Here is an 18708-nt window from a genome sequence, read left to right on the forward strand (position 1 = left end):
CCGTTGCACGGCGGAAGGGAAGTCGGGAGGCTAGAAACCGCAGACAGCCGGCGGGTTTATTCCCCTTGCGGGTGTTGTATTCACCGCCCTCCCGACGCAGAACGTCGCGTCGGCTGCACCTGCAAAGCACGCAGGCACAAAAAACCACCGGTTTATCGGAGGTGGGTGCCGCTGTCTGTGGAGTTTCTAGGCTCCGTTTAGTAATTTTGCTACTTGTTTAGGTGACGCGTCAAGGTGCTAAATAAAAACAGAACTTACTCTGCGGGCACCAAATCAGCTGATCCGTTACTGCGGTGACGCTCCTTGCTGTGGCGACGCGCCTGACGACGGGGATCCTTGGTGATACGTCGAATCGAAGACCATATCGGTTAGCCAACGCTTGAAGTTGGGATTGTCGCTGAACTGCTTGAACAGCTCTGTGTGGTCCGACAGCAGCTCCAGCACCACGCGGTTGAGCGCCTTGTCGTGCTCCAGCTTGGCGTTTTGCTTGTCGGAGTTTGCTTGTGCGTTCTGGTACGCCCTGTCCTGCGCCACCCGCGCCGGGATTTCCTCGGCAATGACCTTGCGGATCTTGTCCTCGTCTTTCCACTCGATATTGCCGAACAGGTCGTTGAAGGTTTTGAGGATCGCGGAGAGCTTGTCGATGTCCGCCTCCCCCTTGCCGCCACCGCCGCCCGGCGGCACTGGTTCGACCGTGGCATCGGCATCAGTCATCGCCATCCTCAACGCAGCTTTGGCCTCCACACGGTAGCTGTCCATGTCGATGGTCTCCAGCACTCCCTTGGAGAGGTCCTCCTCTTTAGGCGCAGGCAGCTTGGGAATGAGGAAGTTCAGGAAGATGGACAGCTTCTCCCACGTCGGGTGGCCATAACTCAGAATCGCGGCAAGAAAGCCGTAGCTGCGCACGAACTTCTTGGCTTTACCCTTGAACTTGACCTGATCGTCCTCGCCGAGCCTATTGGCGTATTCGGCCACGCACGTATCAAGGATTGGGTCGAGTTTGTCCCGGTCTTCACCGCTAACGTACAGCGCAACCAAGTCCTCCACTTGCTGCCAGCTATAGACCTGCTGCCCGTCGAGCTCGGCCTTCAGGTCGTGCAGCTTGTTGGCATCGGTTTCGCCGGTCTGGATGGTAGCGCGATAGTAGTCCTGGAACGCCGCCTTCACCGCCTCGGCGTTGTCCCCGAAGTCGAGCACGAAAGTGTCATGCTTTTGCGGGTGCGCGCGATTCAGGCGTGACAGCGTCTGCACCGCCAGCACGCCCGCCAATGGTTTGTCCACGTACATCGTGTGCAGCAAAGGCTCATCGAAGCCGGTGACGAACTTGTTGGCAACGATCAGGAAGCGATACGGGTCTTGTTTGAGATTGGTCGGAATATCCTTGCTCGGAAAGCCGTTGAGATCGGCCTCCGTTTTCTTCTGGCCACCAATCTCAAAGTCACCCGAGTAAGCTACGACGGCCTTGTACGGACTCTTGATCTGCGTGAGGTAGTCCGACACCTCGCGCCAATACTCGATAGCACGTGCGATGCCGTTGCACACGATCATTGCCCGCGCCTTGCCACCGATCTTCTGCTTGCCGACGACCTGCGCGATGAAGTGATCGACCATGATTTCGGTCTTGCGGCGAATGGCCTTGTCGTGCGACTCGACATAGTGGCGAATCTTCTTCAGCGCCTTCACCTTGTCGAATTCCGGGTCGTCCGCGACCGTCTTCGCCACTTGGTAGAAGCTGTCGTAGGTGGTGTAGTTCTCCACAACGTCGAGGATGAACTTCTCTTGGATGGCCTGCTTTGTGGTGTAGGTCAGTTCTTCGGGTGAGCGGAACTGCACCTTGTCGCCGACTACGGTCTTCTCGCCGAACAACTCCAGCGTCTTGTTCTTGGGCGTGGCAGTGAACGCAAAGTAGCTGGCGTTGGCCAAAAGCTTGCGCGAGGCGATGCGTTTCTCGATTTCGGCATTTACCGCATCCTGCGTGCTGTCCTCTTCGAACTCCTCCTCGGCCACCTTGCCGCCGAGGGCTTCGTGCATACGCGCCGTGGTCTTGCCGCCTTGGCTGGAATGCGCTTCGTCAATCAACAGCGCGAAGCTCTTACCGGATAGGTCACCCAGCTCATCGAGGATGAACGGGAATTTCTGCACCGTGGTGACGATGATCTTCTTGCCCCGGCGCAGGTACTCACGCAGCTCCTGCGCGTTGTCGGAGTGGCCGAAGATCGCCGCCACGTGGTCGTAACCCTTGATGGTGAGGGCAATCTGTGTGTCCAGCGCGCGTCGGTCGGTGATAACGATGATGGAGTCGAACTGCGCCGTCATCGGATCGCCCTTGCGGCGCAGCTCCACCAACTGGTGCGCCAGCCAAGCAATCGTGTTGCTCTTGCCGCTGCCTGCCGAATGCTGGATCAGATAGCGCCTGCCCACGCCATCGGCATGGGCACGGCGCAGCAGCGCACGCACCGTGCGCAACTGATGAAAGCGCGGGAAGATCTGCTTGCGCTTCTTGCGCTTCTTGCCGCTGGCGTCTGCTTCTTCCTCCTCCACCACCTGCGCGTAACTCTCGATGATATTGGCCAACGATTCGCGGGTCAGCACCTGCTTCCACAGGTAATCGGTCTTCAGACCATCCGGGTTGGGCGGGTTGCCTGCGCCGCTGTTCCAGCCCTGATTGAACGGCAGGAACCACGACGCCTTGCCCTTTAGCTCGGTGCAGAACGCGGCCTCCGCGTCATCGACCGCGATGTGCGCCACACAACGGCCCAACTGAAACAGCAGCTCCTGCGAACTGCGGGTGGTCTGATACTGGACTATGGCGTCGGCCAGGGTCTGCTTGCTCAGCGAGTTCTTCAACTCGAAGGTCAGCACCGGCAGGCCGTTAATGAAGATCGCCAAGTCCAGTTCGTTGCCAGAATCGTTGCTGTAGCGCACCTGCCGGGTAACGCTGAAGATGTTCTTGCCGAAGGCGTCCGCTGCGGCAGCGTTGCCTGGCGTGGGCAGCAGCTTGTAGAGATCGACGTTTACTGGCCCGTGGCTCACGCCCTTGCGCAGCACATCCACCACGCCGCGCCTGGTGATCTCGCCCTGCAGGCGGTGCAGGAACTGGGTGCGCTTGATGCCGTCCGCCGCCAGCTCCAGTGTGTCCACCGTCTCGGGCTGGGTGGCCTGCAAGAAGGCCAGCAACTTGACCACATCCAGCGCCACATCGCGGTTGTAGTCGGTGGGCTTGCCCTGCACGTAGCAGTTGTGGGTGGCGGCGAAATCCATGGGAGCCAGCGCATGGCTGTACTCGGGCTGCGGCATGCCGGTCAGGCCGCGCACCACGCGCGCCTCGAACCAGCGCTCGCTGGTGTCAGTCTTCGCCATCGCCATCCTCCTCTTCGGTCACATCTTCCTGTTCATCGCCCAGCACGGCCAGCGCCACGTCGTCCACCACGTCATCCGGGCCGGGCTGCCAGTCGCGCACGTCCACTTGGCCGGTAACCACATCGGCAATCAGGCGGTCGCGGTATTCGCGGATCAGTGCTATCTCGCTCCGAATTTTTCCAATAGTGACGTCTTGCTCTGCTGTTGCAGTTTGGATCGCGCCCAGAATCCGGTCCTGTTCGTCCAGCGGAGGCAGAGCGATTCCGAAGTTTTTTACGAAGCTGAGCGGCACGCGTTGCTGGCCTGCTGCTCCCGTCATCGCGTCGGCTCCAAGAACACGGAATGTCCTAAGCGACAACAACGTCGCCAAGAACGCTGGTCGAATTCGCCGCTCCACTGCCCTGAGCACGATGAACTCCGTTGTGCCAAAGCCAATCTCCGTCGGTAACCTGTCAAGCAACCCGCCTTTCCCGTTTTCGAAGCACGGAGTGATCTTCGCCATCACCACATCGTTGCGACGGAAGTAAGTGTAGCCCTCCCAAACTTCCGAGGTTCTTCTGTTCTCAACGCTGCGTAGCTTCCCATCCGTTGTGATGCACTCCATCGGCACAAACGACACCGAGGCATCGCCGAGGCGAAACGCAGCGCTCTCTGACCGCGATGGGTTGAATACAGCAACGTGTTTTAGCTTGCACGTTTCCCAATGCGCCGGGATGAACGGAACCCAGTCGATACCTGAATCGCGCTTCTCATTGTGGGCATCAAGCCCTTGCGTTAACGCGCACTCGATAATGGTTTGCTTCTGTTCGGTCAACAGCGCAATGAGTTCGCGCTTGGCCTTGATGAGGCGGGCGATGTGGGCATCTTGCACACGGAGATAGGCAACGATCTGATTTTGCTCAGGGCGCGGGGGCACAAGCGAGGGCATCTGCTTAAAGGATTCCCAATACAGCCGGTTGCGATCCGCCACGATGCCGCGCGAGAACTTATTGACCTCCTGCATGTACGCCGCTGTGCGGAACAGGTAGCTGTAGTAGCTGCTGTTGGCCTCGTCGTAGGGTTTCACCACGACATACGCCGGGCTTACTAGCCCGTCAACTGGCGCGGAGCCGAGCGCGCCTTGCCACATCCGCATCATGTTGTAGGCAATGTCGCCTTTAACTGCGCGTTTGTACTTATCTTTCTGGCTCATCACCTGCTTTCGCTTCAGGTTTTCCATGTCACGCACACGCACGCCGGTGCGAAGCGACACTTCTAAGATGGGCAGATTGGGAAAACCTGTTTCAACACGATGTCCAAAAAGGCGACCATTGCGTAGCACCTGCCAGCCCTCCGGCAGCCGAGGAGCCCAAGGCAATCCGGATGCGCGATAGGTGGGGTACGCGCCCTCTTTCGCCATCACGCGCCCCCTACGATCTTGTGCAGCAAGCCTTCGCTCTGCTGCTCCAATTCGAGGATGTCAGCGCGTATCTCCGCCAGCGTGCGCAGCAGCGCGGGCTTATAGAAGTAGCGAGCGAACGAAATCTCGTAGCCAATCTGGGTCTTGCCCGTGGCGATCCATGCGTCGGGCGCGTGCGGCAACACTTCGCGGGCGAAGAAGGCATCGATGCCGCCCGGTTCCTTGAGCGGCACATGCTCGGTGTCGCGTAGCTCGCTGTCGGGCTCGTACTCGACCATAAAGCGATCCTTGCCCACGATTTCCAGGTAAGCGCCATCGAAGCCGGGCTCGAAAAGCTCGCGCGCCTTGAGCTTGCTACGCTTGGCAATGACCGGGGGCGCTGCCTCGTCGCGCCAGCTCACCGCTTTGTAGATGGCCTTCTTTTCCTGCGCGCCGAGCTTGTCGCCCTGTGCGTTCAGGGCAGCATCGAAGCGGGAGCGGAATTCATTGTGGTCGTCAAACACGGAACTACCCAGCACCCTCTGCGCCTGTCGTGCCATCTCGATCAGCTCCTTGTCACGTTGCCACGTCGATGCGTCGAGCAGCTTCTTGCGGTGCTTGGCGGGCACGGCCTTGCGCGAGGTGGAAGTCTCATCGTCATCTCCGCTGTCATCGTCTTCGTTCTCGTCATCGCCTTTCAGCCACGCTTCGATGGCCGGTTTGCGCTTGGCGAACTCGGTATAGAGCGCATCGCCGTGGGCAGCATAGATCTCGGCTCGCAGCGCCTCGTCGCCGGAGGCAAAACGCAGAGTCTCGATGCGTTCGTCGGAGAGCTGGCTTTTCAGGCGCAGCGGGCGCTCGACGGTGATCTTCCAATAGCCGAAGTCTTGGGTATCGAACCATTTTGATTGAGCAGATTCCTGCGCCTCGCCGAGGTACAGGTCGAGGATGCAGGCAATATCGGCGTCGGCCAGTTCGCAGTTCTTCTTGCCAAGGTTGCGGCGCAACGGCCGGAACCACTGCGATGCGTCGATCAACTGCACTTTGCCACGGCGCGCTGTGGCCTTTTTGTTGGCCAGCACCCAGATGTAGGTGGCGATGCCGGTGTTGTAAAAGATGTTGAGCGGCAGCGCGATGATGGCTTCGAGCCAGTCGTTCTCCAGCACCCAGCGTCGAATGTTGCTCTCGCCCTGGCCCGCGTCGCCGGTGAACAGCGCAGAGCCGTTGTGCACCAACGCGATGCGGCTACCCAACGGCGTGTTGTGCTTCATCTTCTGCAGCTTGTTCACCTGGAACATAAGCTGCCCATCGCTGGAACGAGTGAGGAGCTTGAACTCGGCGTTTCCAGCGTGGCTGACGATGAAGCGCGGATCGTTGATTTCCTTTTTGCCGCCCATTCGCTCCAGATCAGTCTTCCAACTCTTACCATAGGGCGGGTTGGAGATCATGAAATCGAATTCTTGGCCACGATACTGGTCGGCAGACAGGGTGGATTTGTCGGCGCCACCGACGATATTCTCGGCCTCCGCCCCTTCGCCCTTCAGAAGCAGGTCGGCCTTGCAGATGGCGTAGGTTTCGTCACTGATCTCCTGCCCGAACAGGTGGATCGACACTTCCTTGCCATGCTGCTCGGCGAGCTCGTGCAGCGCTTCTTCAGCCACGGTGAGCATGCCGCCGGTGCCGCAGGAGCCGTCGTAGAGCGAATACGTGCTGGACTCGATGCGATCGGCCACCGGCAGGAACAGCAGCTTAGCCATGAGCTGCACAACGTCGCGCGGGGTAAAATGCTCGCCCGCCTCTTCATTGTTTTCTTCGTTGAAGCGGCGAATCAACTCCTCGAACACCGTGCCCATGCCGTGGTTGTGCAGCGCAGGTAGTTTGATGCGGCCATCGGCATCTTTGACTGGCAGCGGCGCGAGATTGACCTCCGGGTCGAGGAAGTCCTCGATCAGGTAGCCAAGGACGTGGGAATCCACCAGCTTCTGAATCTGATTGCGGAAGCTGAACTTGGTGAGGATTTCTTGCACATTGGGCGAGAACCCGTCCAGATACGCAATAAAATCATCGCGCAGGCGCTGTCCTGCCGCACTGGCTTTTAGCTTTGCCAGCGTGAATTCCGAGACGTTATAAAAGGCCTGGCCTGCCGCCATGCGCAACGCGCCGTCCTGCTCAGCCACCTTGTGTCTGTCGAGAAACCTCTTTTGCTCCAGCACCGCGTTCTTTGTGCCTTCCAGCACGGCGTCAAGCCGACGTAATACAGTAAACGGCAGGATCACGTCACGGTACTTGCCGCGCACATAAACGTCGCGCAAGCGGTCGTCAGCGATGTTCCATATGAAGTCGGAAATCCACTTGATCTGGCTTTGGTCTTGTTGCTTCTTCTGCATCGGTAATTTTCTCAGCTCGCCGTAATGTCGGCGGCATTGCCAGTGGCAGCGGCAAGGATCCAATGTTCTTCGAGTTCGCGTTGTCGCTCCTCCAAGGCATCTGAGACGTACTTAAGGAAGACCGGGCCCGAAAAGACATGCTTGTAGACAGACGCGTCCAGCGCCGAGCGCAGCTTGTCGGCAGCGGTCCAGAGCTTCTTTTCGAGCTCTTTGAAAAATTTGTGTTCTATCCGTTCCATTCTAGAGAGACTTCCCAATACATCATTTATTCAAAAATCGACAATTAGCGCTCCCCGGCCAGAAACCACACCGGCTTGAGCGGAAGACGGACGCGCGCAACATCGTCGAGCTGTCCATAATGCGTGGTCCACAGCTCCACCAACCGGCGCGCATCGATCAGGCTGATCCGCCGATGCGACTGCCGCGCTTCGTAGTCCGCGTCCTTGGTGAAGCCGGACAGGGCCACGAACAGGCCCACGTCGCCCTCGCCGAGGACGGCCATGAAGCTGCGCAGGTCTCTCACGTCGATGCGCGGGGAGTTGGCGTTACGCTTGACCTGCACCTTGATGCGCGGCGGCCGGGTGCCGAGCGGGTCGTTGTAGGCGATGATGTCGGTGCCGCCGTCCTTGCCGGGCGGCGCAATCCACGCCACGTGGTAGCCCATCGCCTTCAGCAGCGAGCCGACCAGTTCCTGAAAGTCGTATGGCGGCATCGCCGCCAGGTACGCCTCGATCTCGGTCCAGGCCCTCTCTTCGGCCTCTTCCAGGGTGATGGTGGCCGAGCCTTCGCCGAGTTCTTCCTCGCCTTCCCCGTCCTCGATGGGGTCCGGCTGAGCGCTCTTCCATTTACGGTAGAGCTGGCCGACCGCGCGGGTGAACTGTTCGGGGTCGGGATAGGTCTGCAAGGCAGCCTCACCGTCGGGCGTCAGGGTCCAGATCCCTTTGTCCTTGACCATCCAACCAGCCTTCACTGGCGCCACGGTGCTGAAGCGCACGATCTTCTCGAAGCGGCGGCCGCCGGTCTGGTAATCCCCAGCTTCGTACTCGGTCATCGTGACCTGCTTGGCCAGCACCTCCAGCGCGTCGCTGGCCCGCATTCCCTCAGGCTGCGCCTTGAGGATTTGGAACAGCATGCGGATCAGCTCGCCTTTGCGGCGCTTGGTGATGTTGGCCATCGGCTTACCATGTCTCCTGTGTGTTGGCGCGGGGCGCGGGTGATGATATCCGCCTTCACGCCTTGCGGAGTTCCAGCCACGCTTTGCCGCGCACACGCCCTGTCGAAGCGAATGCATCCGCGGGCTCATATCTTCAGCTCTCAGCGTCTTCAATAAGTAGCAGGTCGGTAACGCGCAGCCCGCCGCATAAGTCAGTGATAGTCGTCTTCGCGCTGATGCCGAACCGCCATTACGGTCACGCATTGGCTGTCCTCGACCTCGAACAGCAGCACATAGCCGCTGGCGCCAAAGCCGATCACAAGCTCGCGCAGAAATGGATCCCCAGGGCCTGCCTTGCGACAGCTCAACGGCGCAAGTTCAAGCACGGTGATGCCGTCTCGGATGGCCTGCAGCGCACGCTCGGCCACGGTGAAATCGCCCTCTGCGCGTTGCAGTAGCCAGTCGTAGAGGCGCGAGAGGTCTTCGCGCGCTTCCTCCGTGAAGCGGACGGTGAATCCCACGCTGGCTTAGCTCTTACGGGCCATATCCAGCCGGGACTGCAGCCCAGCCAGCACGTCTTTTGCGTCGATGTAGCGGCCCGACTGCCGAGCGCTATTGCGCGATACCAGGCCGCGCGCGATAAACGCGTCCTGCTGCTGTCGCAGCTGCACTTGGGCGCGCACGGACTGCTCGACGAAGCTGGACAAGGTTTCGCCCTTTTGCAGCACCGCCTCGGCGGCCTCGCGCAGCGCAGGATCGACCCGGAGCGAAGGTAGGGATGCTGATTTCATGCGACACCTCATGCGTTGCAATTGCAACGCATGATGACAGGCGGACGCAATGTCTTCAACCAAGAACCAACTCGTGTGGGCGCCACTCGAATCGCCAGGCCAATTCCTCAGGCCACCCCCTGCCCCACCACAAATACCACCCCATCACCCCCGCCGCCACTCTGCCGCAACCGCCCCTCTGCCTCCAGCACCTCCAGCGACACATCGGCGCCGAGGTCAGTCGCCCCGCCTTCCAGCGTCAGCCCCACCCAACGATCGCGGCCAGCATGCTTGGCGCGATACAGGGCAGCGTCGGCGATGCGCAGGCTCAGCGGCCAGTCGCCGCCGGGGTGGGCGGGGAACAGGCTCACGCCCATCGACACGGTAAGGGCGATGCGGCCGGTCGGGCGTACCAGCGGGTCGGCATGCAGGCGGTCGCGCAGGCGGCGGAACAGGCGCGGCGCGTCGGCCAGGGTGCCGCCGGGGCAGATCCACAGGAACTCTTCGCCGCCCCAGCGGGCGATGATGTCCGAGCTGCGTGCACACTCGCGCAGCAGATCGCCCAGGCGTATCAGCGCGTGGTCGCCGCCTTCGTGGCCGTGCAGGTCGTTGACGCGCTTGAAGTGGTCGATGTCCAGCAGGGCGATCAGCAGCGGCTCCTGCCTGCGCTCGGGCGTCACTGCAGCCTCGCGCGCCTGCAGCCAGGCGGTAACGTAGCGGCGGTTGCGTAGGCCGGTGAGGGCGTCCTCTTCGCTCTGGCGACGGATGGTGGCGGCGAGCTGTTCGAGTTCGCGGTGCTGAGTCTGGATCTCGTCGTTCTTGCGCGCCAGTTCGGCGTTGATGCGCCGGCGCACGCGACCTTCGCGCACCTTGAGCAGGAAGAAGCCGGCCAGTGCCAGCAGCGCGGCGAGCAGGCCGTAGAGCACGCTGCGCTGGCGCTGTTCGCGCGCCTGCAGTTGCGCGTAGGCGGTCTGCTCGGCGGCGCGGGCGCGGCCGAGTGCGGCCAGTTCGCTCTTCTTGCGCGCCAGGTCCACCGCCGATTCGAGCTGCGCGATGCGGGTCTTGGATTCGACGTTCACGGCTTTGTCGTTGACCGCTTTGTACTCGCGCATCAGCGCCAGCGCCTCACGGTCGCGGCCGAGCGCATCGAGGTTGTCGATCATGCGCGGGTACAACTCCAGGCGCCGTGGCACGTTGTCCCACCGCATGAACATCTGCCGCGCGCGCTCGAACGCATCGGCCGCGGCGTCGCGTTGGCCCAGATCGGCCAGAATGTTGCCGAGCGTGGAGTAGACGATGCCTGCTTCGCCGTGATCGCCGGCCGGCGCCGCGCCCTTCAGCATCGCGGCCGCTTCACGCAACAACGGCAAGGCCTCGCGCGGGCGATGCTGCAGCTCGAGCACATTGCCCAGGTTGTTCAATGGCCCGATCAGCGACGTCTTGCCATCTGCACGCCCCGCTGCCAACGCCTGGCGATAGATCGCTTCGGAGCGTTGCAGTTCGTTTGCGCCTTGATAGGCCGTGCCCAGATTGTTGAGCACGTCCGCGCGCGTCAGATCCTTATGTGGCGCGACATCGTAGGCCGCCAGCGCGCGCTGCCCGTAGTCGATCGCCCTTTTCCATTCGTTGGCATAGATGAACAAGCTGGTCGCGTTGTGCAGCATGGTGACGTCGTCGGGCGCACCCAGTGCCTTGCTCGCCCGCTCCGCCTCAAGCAGGGCAGCGATGGCATCGGGCATACGTCCCTGCTGAGCCGACACCAGGAACACGGTCTGGTTGGCCTTGTACTCCACCGGGTCCGGATGCTGACGTACTTTGGACAAGGCGATGCGGGCGACTCGCAAGGCATCGTCCTGCGCGCCCATCTTGTAGTAGGAGCGGGCCAGCAGCCGCCAGAGTTCGGCAATGTGTGGCTCGTCCGGCAGTTCCGTTTCCAGCCGCCGCATCTCGCCTTCGAGTTGCGCGATGCGGGCCGCATCGCGCGGTCGCCAGATCTCGGCATTGAGTTGCGTGAACAGGCGCACCCGCTGTTGCGGCGACACCGGCTGGGCGAGCAGCGCCGAGCCGATGGACACCACGGTATTGGGCTGCTCCGCAGCGGCAGCCGCATCGACCAATTCCAGGCCGAGCGCGATCGAGCCTTGCTTGTCGGCCGCGGCGTCCCAGGCCGGCATGCCCATCTGCAGCGCGGCCGCCGGGTCGGCGGCACGCACCGCCGCCACGCAGGCCGGCAAGGCCTGTGCCGGCGCGCACATCGACACAGCGGTCGTGTGTGCCATCGCGCACGGCAGCAGCACGTTCCACCACAGCAGTGCTCCGAGCGGCTGCCAAACCAAGCGACTGCGCACTGCGTTCTCCCCAAGATGCCGCGGCGCACGCCGGAGCCGTGGACGCGGCAGTTGCCGGCGCAATCTGGTTCCCCGCGTGTCGCTGCCGATGTGCAGCGACGCCGACCCGTGCACTGCTAATCGGCTGCATGGCCGGATTCTTGAGCCCCATCTCATGCGGGAAGCTACGCAGCGCACACGACGCACCACCGAGAGGATTCAGGCGCGAGACGTGCAGCGTTGCCACACAAGGCGATCCTGCCCATGTGCGCTCTTCGCCACGGCACCACACCGCACGCGGGGATTCACACCGGCGGCAATTGCCTCAGTTGCTCGGCGCTGGGGAAGGCGCGCACACGATAGCGCGGCGGATACAGATTCGGTTGGCGCTCCATCAGGTCACCGAGCAGGGCGAACGCCGGATCCCACTCCGCGACGGTCACGTCGGCTTCGCCGTCGTCGCGCGGGACGACGAAGACGATGTGATCGGTCCTGGGCAACAAGGTGTCCACGCCCTCGGTCCAGGTGCCGACCGACACCTGCTGCGTGCTGTCGTTGCGGTCCTGGTAGACGTTGAACGAAGCCACGAACACATCCACGTCGTTGGCCTCGTGCAGCCTGTCGAGCAGCACCTTCTGGCCGGCGTAGGCCGGTGTATCCAGCCTCCGCCGCAGATCAGCCTGGCGCTGCCGGTGCTCGGGCGCCGTCAGGACGAACGGCACCATGCGGCGCGCGTCGTCATAGGTGAAGGCCAGCCAGGAGATGCAGCGGCCGTGCTCGGCCGCTTGCAGACTCAGTTCCAGCATGAGGGCCATGGCCACGTTGTCGCGCTCGCCGACCACCAGCAGGCAATCGCGCGTGGGCAGCATGAACACCGGACGCCCCGCCACCGGCGCGCGATGCAGCACATCCGGCAACAAGGCGCGGCTGGTGTCGTAGGCGTCGCACCAGGCGCCGCGGAACACGCCGGGCGCGACTTCCGCGAAGCGGTCCTCGGTGGCGTCGCGCAGATTGTCGCGGGCGATGGCCAACCCCTCGTCCAGGGTGATGCCCCACTCTGCCCGCGGCCCGGCAATCAGGGTGGAGGTCGAATCGGGCAGATCCAGCGCCAGCAACTCGACGCAATCCTCGGCGATGTCGCGGCAGGCATAGGGAAACGGCACGTCCATGCCCTTCTCGCACTGCTGCTCCAGGCGCAGGTCCTCGAACATGCCGCGGTTGCGGATCACCGGCATCAGCGTGGCGCGCAGTTCCTCGAAGCTGCGTTGCTGGCGGCTTTCCTCCTGCTCGTTGAGGAAGGCGGCGACATAGCTGTGCAGCGCTTCGTCGCGCCGGCGCCGGTCGGCCTGGGTGTAGGAGTGGTAAGCGTTGTGCAGGTGGATGGTGCGGCCGTTCTGGCCGACCAGGCGGAACGCGTCCGGCTGGTACCTCAATGACTCGGTATAGCCGCGTGCCTGCAAAGCCCCCTGGAACAGTCGGGCGAATGCGTCCGGATTGGGTGGTCTGCGGTTGAACAGCGTGTCGAACAGCTCCTTGAACATCGGCGATCTTCCTTCGGATCGACAGCGACGCGACATTAGCAGGCGCAATTAGTGAAGGCACGCCGCTATCTGCCGGCCCGATCAATGAACAGTTATCAATGGAACGAGGAGACAACTCCTCGCTCCAAAAAGAAGCGCACTGCAAATCCATCACATGGACTATCAAACCAAAGTCGAAATGGATATCAAGTCAGGCATATTCAGGAAAAATGCGCACCCCAACCTTCAGATCAGCCATTATCCTTCGGAGGGTCCTGATTGGTCGGATCAATATGCCCATGAATGATCGAGGAAAGAATCCAGAACATTTAAATCACCTCTACGTCAAGAAAATCGCCCCAAAGGTAGAGCATCCTTTTGACGCCTTTGTTGGCAACCAGAAATAAGCCAATCCCTGCTCGCGTCCTAAACACCATCAAACGACAGAAAGCCCCGCCAAGGCGGGGCTTTCGCTGAACGTTGCAGCGTGCGCCAGGATCAGGCGAACGGATCCTGCAGCACCATGGTGTGCTCGCGGTCCGGGCCGGTGGAGACGATCGAGATCGGGCAGCCGGCCAGTTCCTCCAGCGCGCGCAGGTAGGCACGGGCGGCGGGCGGCAGTTCGTCCCACACGGTGATGCCGTGGGTGTTCTCGCTCCAGCCCGGGAACTCCAGGTACACCGGGGTGCACTCTTCCCAGCCCTGCGCATCCAGCGGCGCGTACTCGGTGCGCTTGCCGCGGTATTCGTAGGCGATACACACCTTCAGCTTCTCCATGCCGTCGAGCACGTCGAGCTTGGTGATGCACAGGCCGGAGATGCCGTTGATGGCCACCGCGCGCTTGAGCGCGACGATGTCCATCCAGCCGCAGCGGCGCGGACGGCCGGTGGAGGCGCCGTACTCGGCACCGCGGTCGCGGATGCCCTGGCCGATCTCGTCGTCCAGTTCGGTCGGGAACGGGCCGCCGCCGACGCGGGTGGCGTAGGCCTTGGCGATGCCCAGCACGTAGTCGATGTCCTGCGCGCCCACGCCGGTGCCGGCCAGCGCGCCGCCGACGGTGGTGTTGGAGCTGGTGACGTAGGGATAGGTACCGTGGTCGATGTCCAGCAGCGCGCCCTGCGCGCCTTCGAACAGCACGCGCTTGCCCTGCTTGCGCAGGTCGTGAAGGATGCCGGCGACGTCGGACTTCATCGGCTGCACGTACTCGCCGAAGGCCAGCGCTTCGTCGAAGGTCTTCTGGAAGTCGACCGCTTCCACGCCCAGGTACTTGGTCAGCACGAAGTTGTGGTAGTCCAGCGCGGTGCGCAGCAACTCTTCCAGCTGCGGCGGGTAATGCAGGTCGGCGACGCGGATGCCGCGGCGCGCCACCTTGTCTTCGTAGGCCGGGCCGATGCCGCGGCCGGTGGTGCCGATGGCCTTGCCGCCGGCGGCCTTCTCGCGGGCCTGATCCAGGGCGATGTGGTACGGCATGATCAGCGGCGCGGCCGGCGAGATCTTCAGGCGCGAACGCACTTCCACGCCGGAGGTCTCCAGTTCTTCGATTTCCTTGCGCAGCGCGGCCGGGGAGATCACCACGCCGTTGCCGATCAGGCACAGCGCGTCGGCGCGCAGGATGCCGGACGGGATCAGGTGCAGGACGGTCTTCTTGCCGTTGATGACGAGGGTGTGGCCGGCGTTGTGGCCGCCCTGGAAACGCACGACGGCACCGATTTCCTCGGTGAGCAGATCGACGATCTTGCCTTTGCCTTCATCGCCCCACTGGGCGCCGAGCACGACAACTGACTGACCCATGGCTGGGTAACTCCTGGTTTGCTGCGCGACCGTCGGGGCCACGCGGATGTGGTGGCCGTGCGGGGACCGACCGGCACCAGCGCGGTTGCTCCATCGGGGAGCGTCCAGGCGGCGGCGGACCCATACACGGAAAAAGCCGGTCGAGACGCTCGCGTGGAGCGGGCCCGGCCGGCTTTTGTGCATTATCCGGGTTTTGGGTGGCAGTCACCACCCCCTGGCCGGCCGCGTTCAGTAACGCCTGTCGCGGCTGAAGCCGCTCCTACAGATGCCTGGCGACCGGGAACCCGCTCTTGCGAATCCCCAATCCCGACTCCCCAATCCCGCCCCTCAGCGCTCGCTCTTGAGGTACTGCAGGAACGGATCGTTCTTGTCGAGCACGATCACGCCGTTGCCGTCGGCCATGCCGCCGCGGTAGGCCTCCAGGCTGCGGTAGAAGGCGTAGAACGACGGGTCGGCGGAGCCGGCCTTGCCGTACACGCTGGCGGCCTCGGCATCGCCTTCGCCGCGCAGCTTCTGCGCGTCGCGCTCGGCCTCGGCGACCAGCACGGTGCTCTCGCGGTCGGCCTGGGCGCGGATGGTCAGTGCCTGCTCCTCGCCTTCGGCACGCAGCTTGGCCGCTTCCTGCTTGCGCTGCGCGCGCATGCGCTCGTACACGTCGTTGATCACCTGGCTGTCGGTCGGCAGGTCGATCTGCTTGATGCGCAGGTCGACGATCTGCATACCCAGGGTCTTGCTCGCCGCGTTGATCGCCACCAGTTGCTTGGCGATCAGCTCGCTGCGGTCGCCGGACACCAACTGCTGCAGGGTGCGCGAGTTGATCTGGTTGCGCAGCGAATCGGTGATGATCGGCGCCAGCAGCGTGTTGGCCACCTTCTCGTCGCCGCCCTGGGTGGCGCGGAAGAAGGCGCGCACGTCGGAGATGTAGCCGATGGCGAAGAAGCTGACGCTGACGTCCTTCTGCTCGGCAGTGAAGTAGCGCGCGGGATTGGTGTCGATCACCTGGAAGCGGCGGTCGAACATGCGCACCGACTCGACCAGCGGCACCTTAAAGTGCAGGCCCGGCTTGAGGTCGGCACGCACCACGCGGCCCAGGTTCAGCACCATCGCCGCCTTGTCCTCGGGCACCACGAACACCGAGCTGAGCAGCGCGAAGAGCGCGACGACGGCAATGCCCGCCCACAATGACAGTTTCATCGCTGGATCTCCTCACGGCCGGTCGGGCGCGGCGTGCGCTCCGGGTTGCGGACACTTTCGGCCGACGAGCTGTTCAAGGCCGGCAGCAACACCTCCTGCGGCAACGTCGGCAGCGACGTGGTGGGCGTCGGCGGGGTCGCCGCCGCCGGCGCCTTGCTGTCGGCCGGCATCGGCACATAGATCAGCTGGCGGCCGTCGCTGCCGATGACCTTGCGGTTTTCCGCCAGCACCTGCTGCATGGTCTCCAGCCAGAGCCGCTTGCGGGTGACGTCCGGCGCGTTCTGGTACTGCTGCTGCAGCAGGGTGAAGCGCTCGGCGTCGCCTTGGGCGCGGGCGATCGCCGCTTCCTTGTAGCCTTCGGCCACGGTACGGGTGCGCGCCGCCTGGCCACGTGCCTCCGGCACCACCTTGGCGGCGTAGGCCTGGGCCTCGTTGATCAGCCGCTCCTTGACCTGCTGGGCGCCGTTGACCTCGTCGAAGGCCGACTTCACCTCCTCCGGCGGACGCGCGTCGGGCAGGGTCAGGCCGGTCACGATCAGGCCGGTGTGATAGGCCTTCAGCGCGGCCTGCAGGCGCTCGCGCGCGGCCACCGCCATCGGCCCGCGGTTGTTGAGCACCGTGTTGAGATCCGAGCGGCCGATCTGCTCGCGCACCGCGCTCTGCGCGGCCTGCTCCAGCACCAGGTCGGCGTTGCGCGCACCGAACACGTAGGTGCGCGGGTCCTCGACCCGGTACTGCACGTTGAGCGAGACGTTGACGATGTTCTCGTCGCCGGTCAGCACCGGCAACTGGCTGTCGAAGGTCTTGATGCGGGTGGCGTCGACCTTGCGCACGGTCTCGATCGGCCACGGCAACTTGAAGTTCGGGCCGGGCTGCAGGATCCGCGAGAACTGGCCGAACCGCAGCACCACGCCGCGCTGCTGCTCGCCGATCAACTGGAAGCTGCTGAACAGCAGCACCAGCACCACCGCGCCCAGGACCCAGCGGCCGATGCCGCCGCCGTCGCCGTCGCCGAACAGGTCCTTCAACGGACCGGGCAACCCACCCCACTTGCCTCCCCCATTGCCGCCACGCGGCGGCCAGGGACCGCGCCCGTGATTGTCCGGGCCGTCTCCGCCCTTGCCGCCAGGTGTGTTCCAGGCCATGCATGCTCCAAGAAGGAAGGTGGCGCCGCGTCGGTCACGCGCCGGTCACCGGAAATGAGTCGCCGATTCTACAAGATGGGGCAGACCCGCCGTTTCGAAAGGGTATCTTGGTGCATTCCTGCGTGCCGACCAAGGTGTTCCATGTCCGTTCCCGCCCAGTTCTCCGCCTTCCGCATCCACCAGGACGCCAGCGGCTACCACGCCGGCCTCGTCCCGCTGTCGCTGGACCAGCTCAGCGAGGGCGAGGTGGTGATCCGCGCGGCCTGGTCGTCGGTGAACTTCAAGGACGCGCTGGCCGGCACCGGCCAGGGCAAGATCCTGCGCCGCTTCCCGCTGGTCGGCGGCATCGACGTGGCCGGGCACGTGGTCGCCTCCCGCGACCCGGCGTTCAAGGAAGGCGATGCGGTGCTGGTCACCGGCTGCGGCCTCAGCGAGACCCGCGACGGCGGCTACAGCGAATACGTGCGCCTGGAATCCAGGTGGGTGGTGCCGCTGCCGGCCGGGCTGAGCCTGCGCGAGAGCATGGTGCTGGGCACCGCCGGCTTCACCGCGGCGCTGGCGCTGCTGCGCCTGCTCGACAACCGCCAGACCCCGGCGCACGGCCCGCTGTGCGTGACCGGCGCCACCGGCGGGGTCGGCTCGCTGGCGGTCGACATCTTCAGCCGCGCCGGCTTCGAGGTGCATGCGGTCAGCGGCAAGGCCGAGCGCGCCGCGCAGCTCCAGGCCTGGGGCGCCAGCCAGGTGCTGGGCCGCGAGGCCCTGCAGACCAGCCGGCCGCTGGAATCGGTGCGCTTCGGCGGCGGCCTGGACAACGTGGGCGGGGCGATGCTGACCAGCCTGCTGGCGCAGACGGCGCCGTACGGCAACGTCGCCAGCGCCGGCCTGGCCGCGACCGCGGAGCTGGACATGACGGTGATGCCCTTCATCCTGCGCGGGGTGTCGCTGCTGGGCATCGGCTCGGCCGGCACCGCCCGCGACCTGCGCGACCGCATCTGGCAGCACCTGGGCAGCGACTGGAAGCCGCGCCACCTGGAGACGATCTGCACCCGCGAAGTGGACCTGGCCGGCCTGCCGGAGGTGTTCGCCACGATGCTGGCCGGGCAGTCGTTCGGGCGCACCGTGGTGCGGCTGGATCCAAGCGCGTAGCCACGCCGACGCTTTGTGACACGCAACGCTTTCCGCCTTCGCGCCGCTGCCTCTACACTCGGAGCCTCCTAGGGGGAACGACATGGCACGCATTCTGATCGTCGACGATTCGCCGTCGCAGTTGCTGGGCATCCAACGCATCGTGGAAAAGCTGGGGCACGAAACGATCACCGCCACCGACGGCGCGGCCGGCGTGGAAGCGGCCAAGGCGGCCTTGCCGGACCTGGTGCTGATGGACGTGGTGATGCCCAACCTCAACGGCTTCCAGGCCACCCGCACCCTGCGCCGCGAGCCGACCACGCAGAACATCCCGGTGATCCTGGTCACCACCAAGGACCAGGACACCGACCGCATGTGGGGCATGCGCCAGGGCGCCCGCGCCTACATCACCAAGCCGTTCTCCGAGGACGAGCTGTACGAGGTGATCGAGCGCGTGTTCAGTGGCGAGGATGCGCCTTAGAGGCCGGGATTGGGGATTGGGGATTGGGGATTGGGGATTGGGGATTGGGGATTCGTAAGGGCGGTTTACGGGCAGCG

The 18708-nt window shown here is 63.7% G+C and carries 14 protein-coding genes; 2 read left to right on the plus strand and 12 right to left on the minus strand.

Annotated features, from left to right (window positions below):
- Positions 1 to 285: 285 nt before the first annotated feature.
- The 12 genes from RAB71_RS16655 to hflK form a co-directional block, all read right to left on the minus strand.
- Positions 286 to 3360: a type I restriction endonuclease subunit R gene (locus tag RAB71_RS16655; RefSeq protein WP_010340101.1), complete on the minus strand. Its 3075-nt coding sequence runs from the start codon at positions 3358 to 3360 to the stop codon at positions 286 to 288.
- The gene (locus RAB71_RS16660) at positions 3347 to 4759 is read right to left on the minus strand and encodes a restriction endonuclease subunit S (protein WP_029561684.1); all 1413 of its coding nucleotides are present in this window, start codon (positions 4757 to 4759) and stop codon (positions 3347 to 3349) included. The genes RAB71_RS16655 and RAB71_RS16660 overlap by 14 nt, the downstream gene beginning before the upstream one ends.
- Positions 4759 to 7125, minus strand: coding sequence for a class I SAM-dependent DNA methyltransferase (locus RAB71_RS16665; RefSeq protein WP_010340103.1), 2367 nt, complete (start codon positions 7123 to 7125; stop codon positions 4759 to 4761). The genes RAB71_RS16660 and RAB71_RS16665 overlap by 1 nt, the downstream gene beginning before the upstream one ends.
- An 11-nt stretch (positions 7126 to 7136) precedes the next feature.
- A complete protein-coding gene (locus RAB71_RS16670) occupies positions 7137 to 7364 on the minus strand; it encodes a type I restriction-modification system subunit M N-terminal domain-containing protein (protein ID WP_010340104.1) in 228 nt (75 codons plus the stop codon).
- Between the two features lie 44 nt (positions 7365 to 7408).
- Positions 7409 to 8299, minus strand: coding sequence for a restriction endonuclease (locus tag RAB71_RS16675; protein ID WP_010340105.1), 891 nt, complete (start codon positions 8297 to 8299; stop codon positions 7409 to 7411).
- Between the two features lie 191 nt (positions 8300 to 8490).
- The gene (locus RAB71_RS16680; protein ID WP_010340106.1) at positions 8491 to 8799 is read right to left on the minus strand and encodes a type II toxin-antitoxin system RelE/ParE family toxin; all 309 of its coding nucleotides are present in this window, start codon (positions 8797 to 8799) and stop codon (positions 8491 to 8493) included.
- 6 nt (positions 8800 to 8805) lie between these two features.
- Complete coding sequence (locus tag RAB71_RS16685) at positions 8806 to 9069, minus strand: YlcI/YnfO family protein (RefSeq protein WP_010340107.1); 264 nt, start codon at positions 9067 to 9069, stop codon at positions 8806 to 8808.
- A 107-nt stretch (positions 9070 to 9176) separates the two neighbouring features.
- Entirely contained in the window at positions 9177 to 11552 is a 2376-nt protein-coding gene (locus RAB71_RS16690) for a diguanylate cyclase (RefSeq protein ID WP_081481856.1), read from the minus strand.
- A 128-nt stretch (positions 11553 to 11680) separates the two neighbouring features.
- A complete protein-coding gene (locus RAB71_RS16695) occupies positions 11681 to 12916 on the minus strand; it encodes a hypothetical protein (protein WP_010340109.1) in 1236 nt (411 codons plus the stop codon).
- A gap of 477 nt (positions 12917 to 13393) precedes the next feature.
- The gene (locus tag RAB71_RS16700) at positions 13394 to 14686 is read right to left on the minus strand and encodes an adenylosuccinate synthase (RefSeq protein ID WP_010340110.1); all 1293 of its coding nucleotides are present in this window, start codon (positions 14684 to 14686) and stop codon (positions 13394 to 13396) included.
- Between the two features lie 327 nt (positions 14687 to 15013).
- The gene (locus tag RAB71_RS16705) at positions 15014 to 15880 is read right to left on the minus strand and encodes a protease modulator HflC (protein ID WP_010340111.1); all 867 of its coding nucleotides are present in this window, start codon (positions 15878 to 15880) and stop codon (positions 15014 to 15016) included.
- Positions 15877 to 17025: an FtsH protease activity modulator HflK gene (hflK, locus tag RAB71_RS16710; protein WP_010340112.1), complete on the minus strand. Its 1149-nt coding sequence runs from the start codon at positions 17023 to 17025 to the stop codon at positions 15877 to 15879. Before hflK ends, RAB71_RS16705 begins: the two co-directional genes overlap by 4 nt.
- Positions 17026 to 17166: 141 nt before the next feature.
- Here hflK and RAB71_RS16715 point away from each other — a divergent pair, with 141 nt between their 5' ends.
- The gene (locus RAB71_RS16715) at positions 17167 to 18171 is read left to right on the plus strand and encodes an acryloyl-CoA reductase (protein ID WP_010340113.1); all 1005 of its coding nucleotides are present in this window, start codon (positions 17167 to 17169) and stop codon (positions 18169 to 18171) included.
- Between the two features lie 82 nt (positions 18172 to 18253).
- Complete coding sequence (gene pilH, locus RAB71_RS16720; protein ID WP_010340114.1) at positions 18254 to 18631, plus strand: twitching motility response regulator PilH; 378 nt, start codon at positions 18254 to 18256, stop codon at positions 18629 to 18631.
- The last annotated feature ends 77 nt before the right edge of the window (positions 18632 to 18708 follow it).

The organism is Xanthomonas sacchari (assembly GCF_040529065.1).
Classification (GTDB): domain Bacteria; phylum Pseudomonadota; class Gammaproteobacteria; order Xanthomonadales; family Xanthomonadaceae; genus Xanthomonas_A; species Xanthomonas_A sacchari.